Raw genomic sequence first — 22,991 nt, forward strand, 5'->3', positions numbered from 1 at the left:
AGTTATTCCTTTCTTCAACCTTTACCCGATTACAGACGGGCAAAATCATTGAAAATTGCCACTGCCATAAGAGAGAAGATAATTGCACCGCCTACACGGTAACCCATTTCCTGAATTTTTTCTGGAACTGGACGTCTTATTACAGCCTCAATAGCAAAAAACAATAAATGCCCGCCGTCCAACATTGGCAACGGTACAAGGTTAATAATCCCTAAGTTCACACTGATTAATGCCAGGAACCCTAGGAAATAAACTAAGCCATAATCGGCTGTTGTTCCGGCTCCTTTCGCGATCGAAATAGGCCCGCTTAAATTATTCAGTCCGACATCCCCAACAATCAGTTTCTTCAACATACTGATGGTTAAATCGATGACTTGCCCAGTTTTCTCAACCGCCTTTCCGATTGATTCAATTACACCAAATTGAAGATCGAAGCGATAATTTTCTGGCCATTCTGCGACCTCAGGTGTGATTCCAGCAAAACCAACCACTCGGTCATTTGATAGCTCACGGCTATCGGGTGTAATCGTTAAGTCTAAACGCTCTCCGTCACGCTCAATTTCAAGCGCTAGCGGAGTATTAGGGTTGTTCTGAATGCTCTCAACCACTTGCTGCCACTGAGTGATTTCTACACCATCGATCTTGGTCAGTAAGTCACCACTCATCAGCCCCGCCCTTTGACCTGCTCCACCTTCTGAAACATTGGTCAGCTTAGCGGTTATTTGTGGTGTAAAGGGAACAAACCCAAGCGCTGACATAGCAGACTCTTTCTCAGGGTCAAAGTTCCAATTGGTTAAGTCAAAAACCTTAGTTTGCTCGACGCCGATACCATCTGCCGGAGCAACCGTCATGGTTAACTGTTTATCACCAATATGAGAAATCAAACCCATATTGACCGATTCCCAATCCGCAGTTTTGACGCCAGAAACCGCTTTTAGTTCCATCCCAGACTCTAAACCTGCTTCAGCGGCTATTGAATAAGGGGTCACTTGGCCAACCACAGGTTTAACCGCAGGCACGCCAATCAAGAAAACTAGCCAGTATGCAAAGATCGCAAACAAAAAGTTAAATACAGGGCCTGCTGCAACGATAGCCGTACGTTTCCAAAGTGGTTTACGGTCAAACGCAAACTCATGCTCACCTTGTGCCAACTCATCAACACGGCCATCAAGCATTTTTACATAGCCGCCTAGCGGAATGACTGAAATACTGTATTCAGTACCGTCTTTCCCGACCTTGCTCCAAATGGATTTACCAAAACCGATCGAGAACTTTTCTACTTTAACTCCACAGCGGCGGGCCACCCAAAAGTGACCGAACTCATGCACGGCAACTAAAATGCCAAGAGCAATGATAAAAGAAACAAAATTCCAGATGATACCCGTCATAGCTTACGCTCACTTATGGTATTGGCTGCTAACTCTCTTGCCATTCTATCTAGCTCAACAATGCTTTCCAAGTCACGGCAGTGTGACGGACTAACAGATGCGCTCAGCTTGGTTAACACTTGTTCGTTAACCACTGCGATATCGGTAAATTTAAGTTGGCGTTGTAAGAAAGCTTCAACAGCTACTTCATTCGCCGCGTTGAGCAAGGTGGTCGCATGTTGTCCTTCGTAACAAGCATCAATCGCCAGTTTAAGACAAGGATAACGAGCGAAATCAGGCTCAAGGAAAGTCAGCTCACCGACTTTAGTGAAATCTAATGGCGCTACACCTGCATTAACACGCTCAGGATAAGAGAGCGTGAGGGCAATAGGTGTGGCCATATCTGGCTCGCCCATTTGAGCAAGTACCGAGCCATCTCGATACTGCACCATAGAGTGAATCACAGACTGAGGATGAATCAAGACTTTAAGTTGCTCGCGAGCGGTATTGAATAACCACTTAGCTTCAATGTACTCAAGACCCTTATTCATCATGGTCGCAGAATCTACCGAGATCTTTGGCCCCATTGACCAGTTAGGGTGAGCAATCGCCTGCTCCGGAGTCACACTAGACAGCGAATCAATATCGCTATAGCGGAATGGCCCACCAGAGCCCGTCAGCAAGATATGAGAGATACCATGTGCGTTTAGATCGCAACGGCCAAGATTGGTTTGAATATCACTAGGTAAGCACTGAAAAATAGCATTGTGCTCGCTATCGACAGGGAGAAGCTCAGCGCCATGCTTTTCAACTGCATCGATAAACAACTTGCCAGACATTACTAGCGCTTCTTTGTTTGCAAGTAGTACACGCTTACCAGCTTTAACTGCCGCCATAGTCGGCAATAAGCCAGCTGCACCAACAATCGCTGCCATAACGGTATCAACCTCATCACAAGATGAAATCTCACACATGGCATCAACACCCGATCTCACTTCGGTGTTAATTTTTAGATCGATTAACTGAGCTTTTAGCTTCAATGCAGCTTGTTCATCAGCCATCACTGCATACTTAGGTTGCCACTTCTGACACAGCTGACGCATTTTTTCGACGTTCTGCCCAGCAGCAAGCGCTACCACAGAGAACTTTTCAGGGTTTTGCTCGATGACTTTGAATGTGCTTGCTCCAATTGAGCCTGTCGCACCTAAAATCGTTAACTTACGCATAGCAAGAAACCGTTAATGAATAGGGCAAGCCGAAGCTTGCCTTAAAATGTGAAGTAGAGGAATGCAAACACAGGGAAAGCGGCGGTTAAACTGTCTATACGATCAAGAACGCCACCATGCCCCGGGATTATGTTACTGCTGTCTTTAATACCAGCCACTCGCTTGAACATACTCTCAACCAAGTCTCCAAGCACTGAAATAACGACAGTAACAAGTGTAATACCGACCATGACCAAGCCATTGGCAAACTGAATATCGAACCAATAAGCCGTTCCCCAACCAACGAGAATTGCCGTAATAATCCCGCCGATTAAACCTTCAATGGTTTTATTTGGACTCACATGTGGCGCCATCTTGTTCTTGCCCAAGCTCTTACCGGCAAAATAAGCACCACTGTCTGCTGCCCAAACAATAAAGCAAACGTATAAAACCAGTCTAGCACCGTGATAAGGATCAGCCCCAATCGCTTCTGCACGTAGCATGAGTACGCTCCAGAAAAACGGCAATAGAGTCAAAATACCAAAGCTATAGCGAAGCAAGTTGGAGTTTTGCCATAGGCTCGATGATTTAGGATAAGTAATGGCAAGCGCACTGGCAGCCAACCACCAAATGCAGCCCAAGGCTAAAATGATGTAATGGGGTTGAGTGATAAGATTCAGACTCAGTGCATCTGAGGGCACTAACCAAATTGTCGCAGCACTCACTAATACGGTTGGAATCAGTGCGATCATTCGCGAAGGAGCATCAACAAATTGAGTCCATTCCCAAAAACCAATCAAGGTCACTGCCGCGATGGCAATCATAAATAGAGGGAGAGAAAGTTTGAATATCCCTAATATTACCAATGGCGCTAAAATAAGTGCCGTTATAATTCTTTGTTTCAAACTTTGATCCTTTATTCGCTTTCCATTAGAGCTTTAACTTGCTCACCGGTACAGCCAAAACGGCGCTCACGGTTAACAAACCAAGTCACAGCTTCTATCAAGCTATTTTCATCGAACTCTGGCCAGTAAATCGGTGTGAAATACATTTCCGCGTAAGCCATCTGCCACAACATAAAGTTACTAATGCGGCATTCGCCACTGGTTCGAATCATTAAATCAACTTCAGGTAAATCTGCCATTGTGAGGTGCTGCGTGATGAGTTCTTCACTAATCTCATCTTGACTCAGCTCACCAGCGGCAACCTTAGCTGAAATTGCTTTCGTCGCCTGCATAATATCCCACTTACCGCCATAGTTGGCCGCTATATTGATCACCATGCCCGTATTGCCTTCGGTCAAAGCCTCAGCTTGAGCAATCTTCTTTTGTAAGCGCTCATTAAAGCGCGAAGTGTCACCAATAACGCGTAGGCGTAAGTTGTTCTTGTGCAGTTTTTTAACTTCTGTAGAGAGAACTGTAATAAACAGCTCCATCAAGACACCCACTTCCTCTTCTGGACGTCGCCAGTTTTCACTACTAAACGCAAACAGTGTTATCGCTTTGATACCAAGTTTTGCAGACGTCGAAATCGCTTTACGAACAGCAGCGACACCATTCTTGTGACCAAAGACGCGCGGCTTACCTTGAGCTTTTGCCCAACGACCGTTGCCATCCATGATGATTGCGATATGTTTCGGGAGTAAATCAGGAGAGAGTTGTGAGTTTTGCATAAAACGTTGATTATTAATCAGCAGGGGACAGAGAGTAGCATAAAAAAGCGCTGTGCAGCGAGCACAGCGCTCTATATAGAGAAAGTTTATGGAGAATTAGACTTCCATCAACTCTTTTTCTTTTGCTGCTAACACTTCATCAACTTGTTTCACAGCTGCATCAGTGATTTTCTGGATTTCGTCTTGACCTTTACGATCTTCGTCTTCAGAAATTTCTTTGTCTTTTAGTAGCGCTTTTAGCTCGCCGTTCGCGTCACGACGGATGTTACGGATAGCAACACGGCCACCTTCAGCTTCGCCACGAACGATTTTAACTAGGTCTTTACGACGCTCTTCCGTTAGCGGTGGAAGTGGAACGCGAATGATAGTACCCGCAGACATAGGGTTTAGACCTAGGTCAGACATCATGATCGCTTTTTCAACTTTAGGCGTTAGCTCTTTATCAAATACTGTGATTGCAAGCGTACGAGCATCTTCAGCAACGACGTTTGCTACCTGGTTTAGAGGCGTTGGTGCACCGTAGTACTCGACTGAAATGCCAGAAAGTAGGCTTGGGTGTGCACGGCCTGTGCGAACTTTAGAAAGGTTGTTTTTTAGCGCTTCAACGCTCTTATCCATGCGCTCTTGAGCGTCTTGTTTGATTTCGTTAATCACAATATCACCTTAATGTGTAAATCTTTCTTCAAGAAAGCTTAATAGGGAGTCTTCAAAAGGCAATACCGCAGCACAATTGATTTATGCTGCGGCGATTAGAATTACTCAGCGTCGCTGATTAGCGTGCCTTCTGCTTCACCCATAACCACGCGACGTAGTGCGCCTGGCTTATTCATATTGAATACACGGATTGGCATTTTGTGGTCACGTGCTAGTGTAAATGCTGCCAAATCCATTACTTTCAGTTCTTTTTCAAGAACAGCATTGAACGAAAGCTTATCATACAGCTCTGCGTCTGGGTTTGCTACTGGGTCAGCAGTAAATACGCCATCTACTTTTGTCGCTTTTAGAACTACGTCCGCTTCGATCTCGATTCCGCGCAAACATGCAGCAGAATCTGTGGTAAAGAATGGGTTACCTGTACCTGCTGAGAAGATAACAACGCGGCCTTGACGCAGTTCACGAATCGCATCTGCCCAGTTGTAGTCATCACAGACACCTTTTAGAGGGATTGCTGACATTACACGCGCGTTTACGTAAGCACGGTGCAGCGCATCACGCATCGCAAGACCGTTCATTACCGTCGCTAGCATACCCATATGGTCACCAACAACACGGTTCATACCCGCTTCAGCTAGGCCAGCACCACGGAACAAGTTACCACCACCGATAACGACACCAACTTGAACACCAAGCTCAACCAACTCTTTTACTTCTTGGGCCATACGATCAAGGATTGCTGGATCGATGCCAAAACCTTCTTCGCCTTGAAGTGCTTCACCACTTAGTTTTAACAGAATACGTTGATATGCTGGTTTAGGGTTCGTAGTCATGGAGTTTACCTTCCAAAAGAGAGTTGTTGATTAACAGTCATGGATAAAGACTTATCAAAAGTCTGCATCCATCACAGCTAAAGGTAGTGCCTTTAGTCGTAAAAAGACCGCAGCCTTGGCTACGGTCTAAACTTTGTGCGTATCTCTAAGGATTAACCTTTTTGAGCAGCAGCTACTTCTTCAGCGAAGCTCATTTCTTCTGCTTTCTCGATACCTTCACCTACTTCTAGGCGAACGAATGTAGCAACAGAAGCGCCTTTTTCTTTCAGCATTTCGCCAACAGATTTCTTAGGCTCCATGATGAACGCTTGACCAGTTAGAGAGATTTCGCCAGTGAATTTCTTCATGCGGCCAACAACCATCTTCTCAGCGATCTCAGCAGGCTTGCCTTCGTTCATAGCGATTTCAACTTGAACTTCTTTCTCTTTAGCAACTACGTCAGCTGGTACGTCTTCTGGGTTAACGTACTCTGGCTTAGAAGCAGCAACGTGCATTGCAACGTGCTTAAGAGTTTCAGCGTCGCCTTCACCAGCAACAACTACACCGATCTTCTCGCCGTGACGGTAAGATGCGATAGCAGAACCTTCAACGTATTGAACGCGACGGATGTTGATGTTTTCACCGATCTTAGCAACTAGAGCAACACGCTCTTCTTCGAATTTAGCTACTAGTTCTTCAACAGAAGCTTTAGATGCTAGAGCGTCAGCTGCAACTTTCTCTGCAAATGCAGTGAAGTTACCATCTTTAGCAACGAAGTCAGTTTGGCAGTTAACTTCAAGAAGAACAGCAACACCGTTTTCTTCTTTGATGATGATTGCGCCTTCAGCAGCTACGTTACCTGCTTTCTTAGCAGCTTTAGCAGCACCTGATTTACGCATGTTTTCGATTGCTAGTTCGATGTCAGCGTTTGCTTCAACAAGCGCTTTCTTACATTCCATCATGCCTGCGCCAGTACGTTCGCGCAGTTCTTTAACTAGAGCAGCAGTAACAGCCATTCTCTATTCCTCAGTTGATTCTGTATTTGGTAAAAAACAGGGGCCTACATTTTCGGCCCCTGCTGATAACTATAACTCAGTTTATGCTACAACTGGGTTGCACATAATCTAAGTGTGACTCGGAGCCGCTATTATTCAGCTTCTACGAAACCATCTTTTTCAGCAGCAACAGCTACGTCTTTGTTACGACCTTCAGTTACTGAAGTTGCAGCAGCGTTTAGGTAAAGCTGTACTGCACGGATCGCATCGTCGTTACCTGGGATGATGTAGTCAACGCCGTCTGGGTTAGAGTTAGTATCTACTACAGCGTAAACTGGAATACCTAGGTTGTTTGCTTCTTTAATCGCAATGTGCTCGTGATCAGCGTCGATTACGAATAGAGCGTCTGGTAGGCCGCCCATATCTTTGATACCACCAAGAGACTTCTCTAGCTTCTCCATTTCACGAGTACGCATTAGAGCTTCTTTCTTAGTTAGCTTATCAAAAGTACCGTCTTGAGCTTGAGCTTCAAGATCTTTTAGACGCTTGATTGACTGACGAACAGTTTTGTAGTTTGTAAGCATACCGCCTAACCAGCGGTTGTTTACGTAGAACTGGTTGCTTGCGATTGCAGCTTCTTTAACAGCTTCAGATGCAGCGCGCTTAGTACCAACGAATAGAACTTTACCTTTCTTCTCGCCAACTTTAGCTAGTTCAGCTAGAGCGTCGTTGAACATTGGTACAGTTTTTTCTAGGTTGATGATATGAACCTTGTTACGAGCACCAAAGATGAATGGCTTCATTTTTGGGTTCCAGTAACGAGTCTGGTGACCGAAGTGAACACCAGCTTTTAGCATATCGCGCATTGATACAGTTGCCATTTTAAAATCCTCTATGGGGTTAGGCCTCCACATCCCCCATAACTCCGACTAGGCTTCTGCCCAGCACCCCGGAATATGTGACGGAATGTGTGTGATTTAAAGATATAAGTTAGTTGGAAGTAACCAGCTTCGCCACTGAGATGAACTTAGCAGAGAGAACTGACCACATTTCCGGCGCGCTTTATACCATATTTTCACCCATCCTGGCTAGTAAAAAAACTTTCCCACCTCTATTGAGTGCACTATTGCCAATACAGCACGTATTATATGAATCATTCTCATTATGAGGTGTTCCTGATAGAATGCGCCCATTCGCACCCTAGAGTGCAACTAAATTAAGTAGAGAAAACCAATGTCAATCAAGATTAAAACAGCTGAAGAAATCGAACGTATGAGACTCGCGGGCGCTTTGGCCGCTGAGATCCTAGAGATGATCGAACCTCACATCAAAGAGGGTGTGACTACAGATGAATTGAACCAGATTTGTCACGATTACGGGATTGAAAAAGGCGCATACTCTGCCCCACTTGATTACCACGGATTTCCAAAATCAATCTGTACTTCAATCAACCATATCGTCTGCCATGGTATCCCTGCCTCTGAGGACGAAGTGGGTAGCAACGGTCAACTAAAGCCTGCGATCCTTAAGAATGGCGACATCATCAACGTCGACATTACGGTTATCATTCCAGATGATGAAGGTGCAGACCTAAGCGTTCGCCCACAAGGTTACCACGGCGACACATCAAAAATGTTCTTTGTTGGCGATGTTTCTCCAGCAGATAAGCGCCTATGCATGGTGACTCAAGAGGCACTGTATGTTGGTATGCGTAAGGTAAAACCTGGCGCAACTGTGGGTGATATCGGCACTGCGATTGAAAAGTACATCAAAGAAAACAACAAGAAGAACCCACGTAATAAGTTCTCTATTGTTAAAGATTTCTGTGGTCACGGCATTGGTAACGAGTTCCATGAAGAGCCGCAAATCGTTCACTACAAGAACAATGACCGCCGCGTTCTAAAAGAAGGCATGTGCTTTACCATTGAACCAATGATTAACGCAGGTAAATTCGGTGTGAGCGTAGATGCCGAAGATGACTGGACAGTCTACACTGGCGACGGCAAGAAATCGGCTCAGTATGAGCACACTATTCTCGTCACCAAGACGGGTTGTGAAGTGCTAACACTGCGTAGCGATGACACAATCCCACGCATGATGAACAACGCGTAATCTCCTTGCAATATCCCCGCATCGTCGGGGATATTTTTTTATTGATGCCATTTTGTTAGATTAGTTCTCACTAGGACTATTTTGCATGGATTCGCTGTATGCCCTTTCAATCGCCGCTCACACTCGAAGAACAACAAATTTCAATTGGTGAGCTAAAAAGCCAACTCGAAAATTTTGCCAACTATCAGAAGCAAGAGTTTCTCGCTCACCACCCTGTGACCAATTTAGTACTCGGTCGAGCCGAATATATTGATTTACTGCTCAACCGCCTCTGGGATCACTTTGGTTTTTCTAACCTACCGAATATCAGTCTTGTCGCTGTAGGTGGCTATGGTCGAGGTGAGTTACACCCTCTTTCTGACATCGACATTCTCGTCGTCTCTCGTAAAGCACTTCCTGGCTCACTAAAAGGCAAGGTCAGTGAGTTCATCACCTTACTGTGGGATTTACGACTAGAAGTTGGTCACGCCGTTCGTAGCGTTGAAGAGTGTGCCGAGATTGGTAAAGACGACTTAACCGTAGCGACTAACTTACAGGAAGCGCGCCTACTCTGTGGCTGCGAGGATACCTTCCATCAGCTAAGGATGGTTATTCACTCAGAATCGTTTTGGCCAAGTGAGGTGTTTTACAAAGCAAAGGTCAAAGAGCAGCGTGACCGTCACGCGCGATACCATGACACCACCTATAACCTTGAACCTGACATCAAATCCACGCCAGGCGGCTTGAGAGATATCCATACACTAAGCTGGGTAGCACGTCGCCATTTCGGAGCTACTTCATTACTTGAGATGAGCCAGTACGGCTTTCTAACAGATGCAGAATATCGTGAGCTCGTAGAGTGTCAGGACTTCCTGTGGCGAGTCCGCTTTGCACTGCATATTGAGCTTAAACGTTACGATAATCGCCTCACCTTCGCTCACCAAGCACAAGTCGCCGAAAGCTTAGGCTTTGCTGGCGAAGGCAACCGTGGCGTTGAGATGATGATGAAAGAGTTCTATCGCACGTTGCGCCGCGTGGCAGAGCTCAACAAAATGCTGCTCAAACTATTTGACCAAGCGATCTTAGAAAATGGCGTCGAGGCTGAACCAGTCGTTCTCAGCGAAGATTTCCAGCGCCGCGGCCATTTGATTGAAGCGCGCAAACCTGCCTTGTTCCAAGCTCGCCCGGAAACGATTTTGGATATGTTCCTACATATCGCCAACGATTCCACCATAGAAGGCGTTGCTCCTCCTACCATGCGCCAGCTACGTACTGCAAGGCGCAGACTGAATAAGTTCTTGCATACGATTCCTGAAGCAAGAGAGAAGTTTCTCGATTTATGCCGTCACCCTAATGCGCTGCATAAAGCCTTTAGCTTGATGCACAAACTGGGGGTGTTGGCTGCTTACCTGCCTCAGTGGAGCCAAATCGTCGGTCAAATGCAGTTCGACCTATTCCATGTTTACACCGTTGATGAACACAGTGTTCGTCTACTCAAACACATCAATACTTTTAGCGATCCGAACAATCATGGTAAGCACCCAATCTGTTGCGAGGTCTACCCGCGTATTCAGAAAAAAGAACTGCTGATCATCGCAGCTATTTTCCATGATATTGGTAAAGGCCGCGGCGGTGACCACTCGGTAATTGGTGAAGGTGAAGCCTACGATTTCTGTATCGAACATGGGTTATCTAAACCGGAAGCTAAGCTAGTTGCTTGGTTAGTTAGGCATCACTTGTTGATGTCAGTGACCGCTCAACGTCGTGATATCTACGATCCTGAGGTAATTACTGAGTTCGCCAAGAAAGTTCGCGATGAAGAATACTTAGAGTATTTGGTCTGTCTAACTGTTGCCGATATCTGCGCCACCAACCCTGAGCTGTGGAACAGTTGGAAGCGAACCTTGCTTGCTGAGCTCTTTTATTCAACCCAACGTGCGCTGCGCCGCGGCTTAGAAAATCCTGTTGATGTCAGAGAGCGTATTCGCCACAACCAGCACTTGGCGTCAGCGCTATTACGCAAAGAAGGGTTTAACGCGCGCGAAATTGAAGTGCTGTGGCAAAGATTCAAGGCTGACTACTTCTTACGCCATACCCATAAGCAAATCGCTTGGCACTGTTCTCATTTACTGCGTCACGACGATCACTCACAACCTCTGATCTTAATTTCAAAGAAAGCGACACGCGGCGGTACAGAAGTATTTGTTTATAGCAAAGATCAGCACGCGCTGTTTGCCACTGTGGTTGCAGAGCTCGACCGAAGAAACTTTAACGTCCATGACGCACAAGTTATGACCAGTAAAGATGGCTATGTTCTCGATACTTTCATGGTACTCGACCAAAATGGTGATGTGGTGGAGGAAAGCCGACATAAAGCGGTTATCAAACATCTTGCTCATGTGCTTGAAGATGGTCGACCAACCAAAATCAAGACGCGTCGTGTCCCTCGAAACCTACAGCACTTTAAGGTCAAAACTAAGGTCGATTTCTTACCGACTAAAAGTAAGAAGCGTACCCTACTCGAGTTTGTTGCCCTAGACACGCCAGGCTTACTGGCCACTGTGGGTGCGACTTTTGCCGACTCGGGCGTTCACCTGCATGCCGCGAAAATCACCACCATAGGTGAACGCGCTGAAGATTTATTCATCATCACTAGTGAAAGTGGCGGTAAGTTGAGTGAAGAGCAGCAACAAGAGCTCAGAGATAAGCTCATAAAAAACGTCGCAGAACTAGCACCTTAAGCGATCTCGACCACAAGTTGCTAACTTGTTTCAAAAAGCGCTATCTACCACGATCATAGGCTGCTACATTAATAGTGAATTGTTCATTCCCTGCTCATTTTTGGGGTAGGGATAATTACTGCAACACAATAGAGGTAGCCTATGTATCCACACCTCACTGGTTTAGGTATTCACGATCCTAAACAAATTGAGCGCTATTCCCTTCGTCAAGAAGCGCACAAGGATGTGTTAAAAATCTATTTTCGTAAGCAAAAAGGTGAGCTGTTTGCGAAAAGCGTCAAGTTCAAGTACCCACGACAGGTGAAAAATGTCCTCGTCGACAGCGGCAGTCACAAGTACAAAGAAGTCACGGAAATTAACCGTAACCTCACCCTCGTTATCGATGAGCTAAACAAACTGACGAAACCTGAAAAAGCGGTCGAAGTTGATGTTAAAGAGAAGATACTGTCTGACCTACGTCATCTAGAGAAAGTTGTTTCAAGTAAGATTGCAGAGATTGAAGCGGATTTAGATAAGCTGAAGTAAAGGAACGCTGCGCTCCGGGATTCGAGAGCGCTTCGCTTCGAGAAATCTAATTATTTCATAGGGTTGATGTAAGAGCATCACCCCTTTTTGTTTGCGAACGCTTCGCTATGGATAACTGGATAACTGGATAACTGGATAACTGGATAACTGGATAACTGGATAACTGGATAACTGGATAACTGGATAACTGGATAACTGGATAACTGGATAACTGGATAACTAAAGTTGCTCCGCGATGGCAGAGTAGTCAACTCTAGTTTTCCAGCAGGGCGAAGCCCGATCCCGTTTTCCAGAAACGAAGTGTTCCATAGGGCAACGCCCGTTCCCTTACATCAACCAGCCCGCGTATTTACCGACCAGATAAAGAGCCACGCCAGCCATCACGCCTGCGACGATATCATCAAGCATAATGCCTAAACCGCCGTGAACACGCTTGTCTAGCCAGCCAATAGGCCAAGGTTTTACCATATCGAAGAAACGAAAGAGAACAAAGCCTGTCAGTAACCACTTCCAATCAGTCGCAGAATGATTAAACAGTGGCACCACCAGCATGGTGATCCAAAACCCTGCGAACTCATCCCAGACAATCGAACCATGGTCATGCACGCCCATATCATCAGAGGTGATTTGACAAATTTTAATACCAATAAAGCACGAGGCAATAACGGCAATCACATACAGTGGTAGTGGCAGCTGAACAAGTAATAAATAAAAAGGAATAGCTGCTAAGGTGCCCATTGTGCCCGGGATAATGGGCGATAATCCGCTGCCAAATCCGGTTGCCAATAAGTGCCACGGGTTCTTTAGAGAAATAAGAGTTAAAGGGTTAGTCATAGTTAATACTGTTTACTTGAAGTGATCATAGCCACTCAGATCCCAATCAATCGGTTGGCCGCTGTTATGGAGTTCAAATGTTCCTTGTGGGCGAATTTGCCCAATACAGGTAACCTTAGCGCCGCAGTGGGCCAAAGCACTCTCAATTGAACCCTTGTTCTGCTCTGGTACGGTAAAACACAGCTCATACTCTTCACCGCTCGACAGAGCATATTGCTGAGCTTGAGAATACGAACCTAAGAATTGAACAAGTTCATTAGAAATAGGCAAGCTTGAAACGTCAAGACTAACGCCAACCTGAGAGCGTTGCAAAATGTGTTTGATGTCTGAGATAACACCGTCAGAAATGTCGATCGCCGAACTGGCTAGATCAAGCAGAGCCTGACCGACGAGCACTCTTGGCTCTGACAGGTAATGGCGCTGTTCTAGCTCTTGCGCAAAGGGCTTGCTGCGCAGGTTGGAATCAAGAATAACATCTAGCCCAGCTTGGCTATCCCCTAAATTTCCTGTTACATAAACCCAGTCGCCGACTTGCGCTCCATCCCGGCGCAGCGCTTTATCCGCATCAACTAGGCCTTGTACAGTTAAGGTTAAACTCAATGGACCTTTGGTTGTATCGCCGCCAATCAGCTGGATACCGAAATAATCAGCCAGCGCAAAAAAGGCGTCACAAAATGGCGCGAGCCAAGCTTCGTCGGGCTCAGGCATTGTCAGGGCAAATGAAACCCAAGCAGGCGTCGCTCCCATCGCCGCTAAATCACTAATATTTGAAGCAAGTGCTTTGTGCGCTACCCATGCAGGGTTTGCGCTGGCAAGAAAGTGGGTTCCTGCCACCAAAGTATCGGTACTAATAGCGACAGAAAGACTGTGTGGCACTTTAACCAAAGCGCAATCATCACCTGCAGCCAGCAAGACGTCTTTACGCTGACTCTGGCGACCAACAAAGTATTTGTCGATTAAATTAAACTCACCTGACATAACTTTCTTTTTCTGAATTAGTTTTGCATATAAAAAAGGTCAGCAAATGCTGACCTTTTCATAATCTGAATCGACTATTTCTTACGTACGTGTGGTGCTGCTTTATCTAGCACACCATTGACGAATTTGTGGCTCTCTTCTGCAGCGAATACTTTTGCAAGTTCAATCGCTTCGTTGATTACCACTTTGTAAGGTACGTCTTCACGACGAGTCATTTCATACATAGCAAGACGAAGCAATGCTAGCTCCATCATGTCCAAGTCTTGCATTGGACGCGCTGTGTATGGACGAATCTTACTATCTAGCTCTGTGTGACTTAGCACAACACCTGTTAGTAGGTCACGGAAGTATGCAACGTCTGTGTCTGGAGTAGAAAGTGCCGGCTCTGAAGCATGATGTTCTTCTTCATCATACTTACCACCTGACAAAAATTGCTCCTCGATAGTAGCAACATTTTCTTTAGTAATTTGCCAAGAGTAGATCGCTTGTAGAGCGAATCGACGTGCATTACGACGTGCGGCTGGTTTCACACTGGCCCCCATTAGGAATCGATTTCTGAAAGAACGTTAATCATCTCAAGTGCGCTTAGTGCAGCCTCTGCACCTTTATTACCAGCCTTGGTTCCTGCGCGCTCAATTGCTTGGTCAATTGTATCAACAGTCAGTACGCCGAAAGCAACTGGAAGTGAGTATTCCAGTGAAACTTGCGCAAGACCTTTGTTACATTCACTACAAACATAGTCGAAATGCGGAGTGCCGCCACGAATAACAGTGCCAAGAGATACGATTGCATCAAATTTGCCTGTTTTAGCTACACGTTGAGCAACAAGTGGAAGTTCAACTGCACCTGGGCAGCGAACAACAGTGATGTTGTCTTCGCTAACTTGGCCATGACGTTTTAAAGTATCGATTGCACCAGACAATAGACTTTCGTTAATAAAACTGTTGAAACGAGAAATAACGATAGCAATTTTTGCGTTTGGCGCTGGGAAGCCACCCTCGATCACTTTCATAAGCCTTCCTTTAACTATGTTCATCAAGTGAGAATCGCCGGATTCTAGCATAAATCTGTGAGCAATATCTAATAGAAATTAGCACAAATGGGGTTGCCGAATAATTCCAAGCGAGAGATTAAGTCTCGCTTCATTGCCTGACAATGAAGCAACAAAATAAGAGCTTCGGCTAAAGTTTTGATTCCGCGAAGCTCCCTTAAGTAAATTGTTATTCGCAAACGTACTCAACAACGTTGAGACCAAAGCCACCCAATGCGTGATACTTTTTATTGGTTGACGAAAGTAAACGCATATCGTGTACACCAAGGTCTTGCAGAATCTGCGAGCCGACACCGACACGACGTGACGTGCCTTGTTTCTTAGCCAGTGTTGGCGCTTCGCCTTTATCTTGAGCTTCGAACATCTTAACGCGATGAATAAGTAGATCGGTTGATTCTTCATTACCAAGAATGACCAGTACCCCGCCCTCTTTGCCAATACGAGTCATGGCTTTATCTAGTGTCCAGCTACGCTCAGCATTGCGGTCACTACGCAGTAAATCAGTAAAGGTGTCTTGCAGGTGCACGCGGACTAGTGGCGTTTCATTTTCCACATCACCTTTGCGCAGGGCGTAGTGAACTTGGTTATCAATAGTGTCACGGTAAGTAACAAGATCGAACTCACCATATTCCGTTGGCAGTTTACACTCTGCTACGCGCTCAATGGTTGTCTCAGTGTTGTTACGATACTCGATAAGGTCAGCAATCGTGCCGAGCATAATGTCATGCTTTTCAGCAAAGATCTCTAAGTCAGGGCGACGCGCCATAGTGCCATCATCATTTAGGATTTCAACAATCACCCCTGATGGTTCCAAACCAGCAAGTTTTGCCAGATCACAACCCGCTTCAGTGTGACCTGCGCGAGTTAGCACGCCACCTTCTTGCGCTGCTAACGGGAAGATATGACCCGGCTGTACAAGATCGGAAGCCTTCGCATCTTTTGCGACAGCCGCTTGCACAGTACGCGCGCGATCGGCAGCAGAAATACCCGTGGTAACACCTTCAGCTGCTTCAATAGATACCGTAAAGTTGGTTGTGTACTGAGCATTGTTGTCTTGCACCATTGGCGGCAAGCCCAAACGCTCACAACGCTCTTTAGTCATGGTTAAACAAATCAAACCACGACCATGGGTCGCCATGAAGTTAATCGCTTCAGGGGTAACATGCTCGGCAGCCATGATCAGATCGCCTTCGTTTTCACGATCTTCATCATCCATTAGGATGACCATTTTTCCTAAGCGGATATCTTCGATAATTTCTTGAGGCGTACTAATTGGCATTTTGGTATTCCTATTGTTATAGCTTGAGCGAATATGTTTTATTGTCGGCGACGCTTACATGACTTTTTACGCAAAACCGTTCTGTTGTAAGAAGTCCATGGTAATACGGGACTCAGGTTGTTCTTGTTGGCTTGTTAGCAGGCGCTCCATATAGCGTGCAAGTACATCTACTTCTAGATTAACTTTACGCCCAACATGGAAGTCCGCAATAGTTGTCTCTTCGCCAGTGTGTGGAACAATGGTCAGCTTAAATGCGTTTTTACGTAAATCGTTGACCGTTAGGCTGATACCATCAACAGTGATTGAGCCCTTCTCGGCAACGTATTTAGCAATGTCCGCTGGCATCGCAACCCAAAACTCAATCGCGCGGCCAACCATATTACGTTCAACAATTTCACCCACACCATCAACGTGACCAGAGACAATGTGTCCACCAAATCGTGTGGTTGGCAACATGGCTTTTTCAAGGTTCACTTTGTCGCCGGCTTGATAGTCAGTAAAACCTGTTTTTTGCAAGGTTTCGAGTGACAAATCAGCGCTATAACTTGTTGCGTTATAGTCGACCACAGTTAAGCAAACGCCATTGGTTGCGATACTGTCACCCAATTTTACATCTGACATATCCAGTTTGCCGACTTCAACCGTCACACTGATGTCTTCGCCTTTTGGCGTTATCGCAGTTAGAGTGCCTACTGCTTCTACAATACCTGTAAACATGATTACGATTCTTTGTTGTTTAACGTGGCAATGATGCGGATATCTTTCCCCACCTGCCTTACATCTTGAATATTTAGGTCAAGGACATGTGCCATAGACTCTAAGCCTAGAGCACCAAATAGACCACGACCATCGCTTCCCATTATTTTGGGTGCGAGATAAATAACTAGCTCATCAACAAGGTTCTGTTTAATCAAGCTGCTTGCAAATGTTGCCCCAGCCTCAACCCATAAGTGGTTGATATTATGCTGTTGAGAAAGTGCTTTAAACGTCGCGCTCAAATCCAACTGCTGACTCGCGTCAAGCTCTGGTGTGAGCTCTCCATTTGGTGCGACTGTGATGATCTCTCCATCCACCTTAAACAGTTTAAGATCGGGAGTCAGGGTTTGCTGTCGATCCAAGATAACACGAACAGGTTGGCGTAGGTTTGCTTGGTCATAATGAGATTGGAGAGAAGGCGGTAAATCATCCCAACGAACATTGAGTGAAGCATTATCTTCAATCACTGTTTTGCTTGTCGATAAGATAGCGCCACTTTGGGCACGAAATTTCTGCACATCTTGACGCGCTTGAGGCGATGTAATCCATTGGCTTTGACCATTTTTCAAAGCGGTTTGACCATCTAAGCTAGCAGCCATTTTTAGCTGCACAAATGGCATGCCTGTTTTCATCTTCTTGATAAAAGCAGGGTTAAGCGCCAATGCATCTTGCTCTAAAAGACCAACCTCAACCTCGATACCGGCATCGCGTAACATTTTGATCCCACGTCCTGCAACAACAGGATTAGGGTCTTGCATCGCACAAATGACTTTCGCCACTTTCGCCTTGATCAAACCTTCAGCACATGGAGGAGTGCGTCCGTAGTGAGAACAAGGCTCTAAAGTCACGTAGGCAGTTGCACCAATTGTTTTCTCACCCGCCATTCTCATTGCATGGACTTCAGCGTGAGGTTCACCGGCTCGGAAATGGAAGCCCTCACCAACAATCTGATCATTATTAACGATCACGCAGCCGACATTAGGGTTAGGTGCAGTGGTATAAATGCCGCCTTTCGCAAGGTCAATCGCGCGCGACATCATTTGAATATCTTGGGGAGTAAACTGTGCCATAAGAGTCCGTGTCTAATCTTCGAGTCGGGCGATCTCTTCACCAAATTCGCGGATATCTTCAAAGCTACGATAGACCGATGCAAAACGAATATAAGCAACTTTGTCGAGCTCTTTAAGCTGATCCATCACTAAGTTGCCAATCATTTCACTCGGCACTTCACGCTCACCTGTTGCACGTAGCTGAGATTTAATCAGGCTAATGGCAACATCTACGGCATCTGCGCTCACTGGGCGTTTTTCCAAAGCACGCTGCAAACCACCGACCATTTTATCTTCATTAAACGGCTCGCGATTTCCATTCGACTTGATCACTCTTGGCATCACTAATTCAGCCGTTTCAAAAGTCGTAAAGCGCTCACTACACGCTAAGCACTGACGACGACGGCGAACCTGATGGCCATCAGCCACCAAACGAGAATCGATCACCTTAGTGTCATTCTCGGAACAAAAAGGACAATGCATATCACCTCCATATAAGTGACAGACAGTTTACCGGATTAAACAAAGCTAGCAAAAGCAAAAGGGGCTAGATAGCCCCTTTTTCAATCAATGTGTAGCAAGATTTGTTAACTGCGCGGCAAGTAGTTCGCTTTACCTACCCACTTGTAGCTGGTTAACTCTTCTAAACCCATAGGACCACGAGCATGAAGTTTCTGAGTAGATACCGCGACTTCAGCCCCTAAACCGAATTGAGCGCCATCAGTAAAGCGCGTTGATGCATTGACATAAACGGCAGCAGAACCAACCGAGTTAATAAACAGCTCCGAGTTTTCTAGGCTGTTAGTCATGATCGCATCAGAGTGGCTCGCATTGTGTACACGCATATGATCAATCGCTTCCTCAACGCCAGAAACGACCTTTACGCCTAAAGTGAAACTTAACCATTCCGTATCGAAGTCACCTTCAGCCGCATCACGCAACTCTTTTGCATCGCCAAGTAGAGCCTTAGCTTTTGGCTCTGCGACCAATACCACCTTGTCATTTAAGCGCGCCGCTAACATAGGTAAGAACTCTGCCGCGACTTGCTCATGAACAAGTAAGGTATCGAGTGCATTACATGCTGAAGGACGCTGTACTTTCGCGTTCTCGACTACTTCTAAAGATTTAGCGAGATCAGCACTTTCATCAACGAAGATATGACTAATACCAAAGCCACCAATAATCACCGGAATCGTGCTGTTTTCCTTACACATCTTGTGTAGGCCAGCTCCGCCACGCGGAATAATCATATCCACGTAGTCATCCAGTTTTAGTAGCTGAGAGACCAATTCACGGTCTGGTTTTTCGATGTACTGAACCGAAGCCGCTGGCAGTTCCGCTTTTGCCAAAGCAGACTGAATAACCTTAACCAACTCCATGTTAGAGAAGAAGGTCTCTTTACCACCACGAAGAATACTGGCGTTACCGGTTTTCAAACACAGAGCTGCGATATCAATTGTCACATTTGGACGCGCTTCGTAGATAACCCCAACCACGCCAAGTGGCACGCGGCGGCGAGACAAGGACATGCCATTTTCAAGCACTTTACTGTCTAGTTCACTGCCTACTGGATCATTTAAGCTAATTACATTGCGCACATCATTCGCGATGCCCGTTAAGCGTTCGGTATTTAACAATAGGCGATCAAGTAGCGCTTCTGTCAGCCCTGCTTCGCGGCCTTTCTCAATATCTTTTGCGTTAGCGGCTAAGATGGTTTCAGCATTCGCTTCTAGTTCATCGGCGATAATTGCCAGAGCTTGGTTCTTTTGCGCTGTTGACGCTGTTGCTAGTTGGAAAGCCGCTTCTTTAGCCGCTTTACCCATTGAAATCAGTTCCACTTTCTCTTTCCTTACTCTTGGATTACGACCATATCATCACGGTGAAGCACTTCATTGCCGTAGTCGTAGCCTAAAATTCCAATAATATCTTTACTATGCTTACCCACTATCTTCGCCATGTCTTGGCTTGAATAGCTTGCAATACCACGAGCGATCAAGGTGCCTTTGTTATCGGTCACGCGTACAACATCACCGCGAGCAAACTGTCCACTGACTTTGGTTAGGCCTTTGGCAAGTAAGCTACTTCCTTTGCCCACCACAGCATTAACCGCACCATCATCAATCACGATGTCACCAGAAGCCGCAGGGCCTGCAAGAATCCAGCGTTTACGGTTTTCTAATGCTTCAGCACAAGGTAAGAAGCGTGTGCCTTGTGGATTGTCACCCAGTGAGTCAAACACCACATTTGGTGCACTACCCGCAGCGATAATCACTTCAATCCCCGCACGACGCGCAATGTCTGCCGCCTGTAGTTTGGTCGCCATACCGCCTGTACCTAGCGTAGTACCACTGCCACCGGCAATTTTGCGTAAGGTATCGTCGATGGTTTTTACTTCCTTGATCAACTCTGCACTCGGGTCTTTGCGTGGATCCGCGGTGAATAGCCCTTTCTGGTCAGTTAACAGCAGAAGCTTGTCTGCACCGCATAAGATGCCAACCAATGCAGAAAGGTTATCGTTGTCACCGACCTTGATTTCACTGGTTGCGACCGCATCATTTTCATTAACCACTGGAATAATGTCATTTTCTACCAGTGCATTGATCGTATCGCGTGCATTCAAAAAGCGCTCGCGATCTTCAAGATCGGCTCGAGTTAGCAACATTTGGCCGATTTTTAGGCCATAAATAGCAAACAATGATTCCCACGTTTGAATAAGTTGGCTTTGGCCAACCGCCGCCAACAACTGTTTGCTTGCCATAGAGTTGGGCAGTGCGGGGTATCCTAGGTGCTCACGTCCGGCTGCAATTGCACCAGACGAAACCATAACCACTGAGTGGCCTTGTTTTTTCAGCTCAGCACATTGACGAACCAACTCAACCATATGAGCGCGATCCAACTCCAATGTGCCACCAGTTAAAACACTAGTACCTAGTTTAACCACCACAGTCTGAGACTGAGAGGCTTTTCCGCTTTGTTTAGTCATTGCCTTTCTACTATGAAAAAAATAAAAATCGTCACAATCAAGAATCGCATTCATTGGCGAGAAAGATTGATTAGACCTGATGTTTTAGCAATCTACTGATAAATTCACAAGCAGAAAAGGCGCTAAAAAGCGCCTTTTTGGTCAAGAAGAATGATAAGCAAAGAAATTTAGACGAATTCGACAGATTCTTCGTGCATATTGACGGCGATTTCAAACTCGTTGTTTAGTGTATCGACCAGTTTCTGGTGAAACACCTCTTGAGTTCGAGTCACATCTTCAATCGCTTTCTTGGGCAGAGACTTCTCTTGCCAGTCACCGGTTGAATCGTATAGGCCAGAGCGATAACGCGCTTCAAACGCTTCACCATTGCGCTCCAGCTCTAACCACCAGCCCCAAAATTCACGCTGCTCTGGTGATTTCTTGTCATTGACGCATACAGATAAGCAGTCAAATAAATAGGCGTCTTCCTTACTTTGTGATTCTCGTAAGTAAGGACCAATAGCTCTCAGTGTCGACAATAAGCGGTAATGGGTCGGACTTTTCGTCTGTTCAGACATAATGAATCTCCATATTCATTTCCTTATTTTTATACAGAGCGACTCCGGACTAGAAAGTCTGGGTAGCCCGTATATTTAAGTGTTGTCTAAATTAGTCGAAATGTCATCTAATTAGCTCCTCCTCCAACCACTTGATCGCTAAATCGAGGGATTGCTCATATCCTTGTGTAATTGTCTTGGCACTAATTTTCTTCGCTTTACCATAGTCACTAAACAGCGCCACCATTTGGTTATCACTGTAGGGTGACACAGGATCGTTCTCTAAACTCATCGCTAGGATCGGCACGCGCGTCTTACGGCTACCAAGAATACCTTGCACCTTGAGCGACCAAGCCATTAGCTGCCCAGCCAAGCTATGAATATCGACCGCATTCTTACCTATACGTGATGCCAACATGTCTAAATACATCTTGGGCATTTTCTTAAGTTTTTCTGGTGAAGAGAGCACATCATGAATAGGCGCGCCAAGGGAGACACAGGCTTTAATTTTCTCTTGCTCGATAAACGATAGACGCACCATCGCATTGCCACCAAAGCGAAAACCAATCAAGCCTACACGATGATGATCAACCCAAGGAATGTTGTACAACTCATTTAACACCACTTGATGAAGGCAAGAGGTATCTTCAGTCATATTCCAATGAGTGTTATGGCCTATTGAGGGCATATCAACCGTCAACATCGCGATGTTCTTTTCAGCGAGGTAGTTTTTAAACAGGTTCCACAGATCCGTCTGCAAGCTATCTAATCCTGCACTGACCATGACCACAGGTTGAGGCTTATCTGTGCTGGTTAAGTGTAAGTGAGCGACGATGGTTTTTCGCTGATACGGGATTTCAATGCGCTTAACTATGTACTTGGTTTTGTTTGTCGCTTCGGTGTAAGCACTGCTTGCTAACACTTGAGCCTGAGTCGCCAAGTTATCGTTCTTTAAGTGTGGGTAGCCCGCAATACTAAAGCACAAAGAGGCATTAAACATTTCATCAGCGGCCTCTTCGCCTTTTAGCTTAGCAGAGCGCTTTTGGTGCAGCATGCCCAATTTAATCCACTCATAAGTCCAGTTACCGCTGTGGTACCCCATCACGGTATCGAGCCACTCATCATGGGTACGCGAATGCTTGGAAGCAGCAATTTTGGCCAGCACAGCTTCAATCTCGATAGGATCAAGGCCTTGCCAAGCCCATTGCATACGACGCAAGTTGCGATACCACTTGAAGCCATCCTCTTCTCGCTTTTGATCTAAAAAGGTTTCACTGGTTGGCATATATTGCGTGAGCGCCGAAGTCTCTTTGGCTTGTTTATGATTAGCAAACAGAGACTCCGAGAGGTTCTTACTGACTTCCTCAGACATGGGCGATGACCTAAATAATTACGTTTATTAAATAGTAATAAAAAAAATGACCCAAGAAAGGGTCATTTATCAAGAAAGTGTCGCTATGTTG

General features: G+C 45.7%; 23 protein-coding genes. 3 read left to right on the plus strand and 20 right to left on the minus strand.

The window, feature by feature from the left end; all coding sequences use genetic code 11:
- Positions 1–29: 29 nt before the first annotated feature.
- The 8 genes from rseP to rpsB form a co-directional block, all read right to left on the minus strand.
- A complete protein-coding gene (rseP, locus tag AC5O63_RS13685) occupies positions 30–1,388 on the minus strand; it encodes a sigma E protease regulator RseP (protein ID WP_494505357.1) in 1,359 nt (452 codons plus the stop codon).
- Positions 1,385–2,593: a 1-deoxy-D-xylulose-5-phosphate reductoisomerase gene (gene ispC / locus AC5O63_RS13690; protein WP_494505358.1), complete on the minus strand. Its 1,209-nt coding sequence runs from the start codon at positions 2,591–2,593 to the stop codon at positions 1,385–1,387. Before ispC ends, rseP begins: the two co-directional genes overlap by 4 nt.
- Before the next feature lie 41 nt (positions 2,594–2,634).
- Positions 2,635–3,477, minus strand: a complete 843-nt coding sequence (locus tag AC5O63_RS13695) for a phosphatidate cytidylyltransferase (RefSeq protein WP_494505359.1) — start codon at positions 3,475–3,477, stop codon at positions 2,635–2,637.
- A gap of 11 nt (positions 3,478–3,488) precedes the next feature.
- Positions 3,489–4,262 carry an undecaprenyl pyrophosphate synthase gene (gene uppS, locus AC5O63_RS13700; RefSeq protein WP_494505456.1) on the minus strand — a complete coding sequence of 258 codons (774 nt, stop codon included), beginning with the start codon at positions 4,260–4,262 and terminating at the stop codon, positions 3,489–3,491.
- Positions 4,263–4,340: 78 nt separating this feature from the next.
- Positions 4,341–4,898, minus strand: coding sequence for a ribosome recycling factor (frr, locus tag AC5O63_RS13705; RefSeq protein WP_004744789.1), 558 nt, complete (start codon positions 4,896–4,898; stop codon positions 4,341–4,343).
- A 101-nt stretch (positions 4,899–4,999) separates the two neighbouring features.
- Positions 5,000–5,731 carry a UMP kinase gene (gene pyrH / locus AC5O63_RS13710; RefSeq protein WP_004744788.1) on the minus strand — a complete coding sequence of 244 codons (732 nt, stop codon included), beginning with the start codon at positions 5,729–5,731 and terminating at the stop codon, positions 5,000–5,002.
- Between the two features lie 152 nt (positions 5,732–5,883).
- Positions 5,884–6,726, minus strand: coding sequence for a translation elongation factor Ts (tsf, locus tag AC5O63_RS13715; RefSeq protein ID WP_004744787.1), 843 nt, complete (start codon positions 6,724–6,726; stop codon positions 5,884–5,886).
- 131 nt (positions 6,727–6,857) lie between these two features.
- The gene (rpsB, locus tag AC5O63_RS13720) at positions 6,858–7,586 is read right to left on the minus strand and encodes a 30S ribosomal protein S2 (RefSeq protein ID WP_004744786.1); all 729 of its coding nucleotides are present in this window, start codon (positions 7,584–7,586) and stop codon (positions 6,858–6,860) included.
- Positions 7,587–7,938: 352 nt separating this feature from the next.
- Here rpsB and map point away from each other — a divergent pair, with 352 nt between their 5' ends.
- The 3 genes from map to AC5O63_RS13735 all read left to right on the plus strand — a co-directional run bounded on the left by map (position 7,939) and on the right by AC5O63_RS13735 (position 12,062).
- The gene (map, locus tag AC5O63_RS13725; RefSeq protein WP_272785573.1) at positions 7,939–8,817 is read left to right on the plus strand and encodes a type I methionyl aminopeptidase; all 879 of its coding nucleotides are present in this window, start codon (positions 7,939–7,941) and stop codon (positions 8,815–8,817) included.
- Positions 8,818–8,915: 98 nt separating this feature from the next.
- On the plus strand, positions 8,916–11,537 hold the full coding sequence (glnD, locus tag AC5O63_RS13730; protein WP_494505360.1) for a bifunctional uridylyltransferase/uridylyl-removing protein GlnD: 2,622 nt from the start codon (positions 8,916–8,918) through the stop codon (positions 11,535–11,537).
- Between the two features lie 141 nt (positions 11,538–11,678).
- Positions 11,679–12,062, plus strand: coding sequence for a DUF3461 family protein (locus AC5O63_RS13735; RefSeq protein ID WP_004744783.1), 384 nt, complete (start codon positions 11,679–11,681; stop codon positions 12,060–12,062).
- 327 nt (positions 12,063–12,389) lie between these two features.
- On the opposite strand, the gene pgpA is transcribed toward AC5O63_RS13735, so the two are convergent.
- The 12 genes from pgpA to frsA all read right to left on the minus strand — a co-directional run bounded on the left by pgpA (position 12,390) and on the right by frsA (position 22,900).
- A complete protein-coding gene (pgpA, locus tag AC5O63_RS13740; RefSeq protein ID WP_494505361.1) occupies positions 12,390–12,896 on the minus strand; it encodes a phosphatidylglycerophosphatase A in 507 nt (168 codons plus the stop codon).
- A gap of 12 nt (positions 12,897–12,908) precedes the next feature.
- A complete protein-coding gene (gene thiL, locus AC5O63_RS13745; RefSeq protein WP_494505362.1) occupies positions 12,909–13,874 on the minus strand; it encodes a thiamine-phosphate kinase in 966 nt (321 codons plus the stop codon).
- Between the two features lie 74 nt (positions 13,875–13,948).
- Entirely contained in the window at positions 13,949–14,416 is a 468-nt protein-coding gene (gene nusB / locus AC5O63_RS13750) for a transcription antitermination factor NusB (RefSeq protein WP_005473507.1), read from the minus strand.
- Positions 14,416–14,886, minus strand: a complete 471-nt coding sequence (gene ribH, locus AC5O63_RS13755) for a 6,7-dimethyl-8-ribityllumazine synthase (RefSeq protein WP_004415274.1) — start codon at positions 14,884–14,886, stop codon at positions 14,416–14,418. Before ribH ends, nusB begins: the two co-directional genes overlap by 1 nt.
- Positions 14,887–15,094: 208 nt before the next feature.
- Positions 15,095–16,204: a bifunctional 3,4-dihydroxy-2-butanone-4-phosphate synthase/GTP cyclohydrolase II gene (gene ribBA / locus AC5O63_RS13760; protein WP_494505363.1), complete on the minus strand. Its 1,110-nt coding sequence runs from the start codon at positions 16,202–16,204 to the stop codon at positions 15,095–15,097.
- Positions 16,205–16,270: 66 nt separating this feature from the next.
- Positions 16,271–16,921 carry a riboflavin synthase gene (locus AC5O63_RS13765; RefSeq protein ID WP_171322962.1) on the minus strand — a complete coding sequence of 217 codons (651 nt, stop codon included), beginning with the start codon at positions 16,919–16,921 and terminating at the stop codon, positions 16,271–16,273.
- Positions 16,922–16,923: 2 nt separating this feature from the next.
- Entirely contained in the window at positions 16,924–18,030 is a 1,107-nt protein-coding gene (ribD, locus tag AC5O63_RS13770) for a bifunctional diaminohydroxyphosphoribosylaminopyrimidine deaminase/5-amino-6-(5-phosphoribosylamino)uracil reductase RibD (RefSeq protein ID WP_494505364.1), read from the minus strand.
- A 12-nt stretch (positions 18,031–18,042) separates the two neighbouring features.
- Positions 18,043–18,492 (minus strand): transcriptional regulator NrdR, encoded by a 450-nt coding sequence (gene nrdR, locus AC5O63_RS13775; RefSeq protein ID WP_004744882.1) that lies wholly within the window; start codon positions 18,490–18,492, stop codon positions 18,043–18,045.
- Between the two features lie 104 nt (positions 18,493–18,596).
- Positions 18,597–19,847: a glutamate-5-semialdehyde dehydrogenase gene (locus AC5O63_RS13780; protein ID WP_494505365.1), complete on the minus strand. Its 1,251-nt coding sequence runs from the start codon at positions 19,845–19,847 to the stop codon at positions 18,597–18,599.
- Between the two features lie 11 nt (positions 19,848–19,858).
- Positions 19,859–20,992 carry a glutamate 5-kinase gene (gene proB / locus AC5O63_RS13785; RefSeq protein ID WP_239853924.1) on the minus strand — a complete coding sequence of 378 codons (1,134 nt, stop codon included), beginning with the start codon at positions 20,990–20,992 and terminating at the stop codon, positions 19,859–19,861.
- 167 nt (positions 20,993–21,159) lie between these two features.
- Positions 21,160–21,549, minus strand: a complete 390-nt coding sequence (gene crl, locus AC5O63_RS13790; RefSeq protein WP_367938191.1) for a sigma factor-binding protein Crl — start codon at positions 21,547–21,549, stop codon at positions 21,160–21,162.
- 103 nt (positions 21,550–21,652) lie between these two features.
- On the minus strand, positions 21,653–22,900 hold the full coding sequence (frsA, locus tag AC5O63_RS13795) for an esterase FrsA (RefSeq protein WP_494505366.1): 1,248 nt from the start codon (positions 22,898–22,900) through the stop codon (positions 21,653–21,655).
- Positions 22,901–22,991 lie beyond the last annotated feature (91 nt).

It is taken from the genome of Vibrio sp. SCP2, from assembly GCF_059295395.1.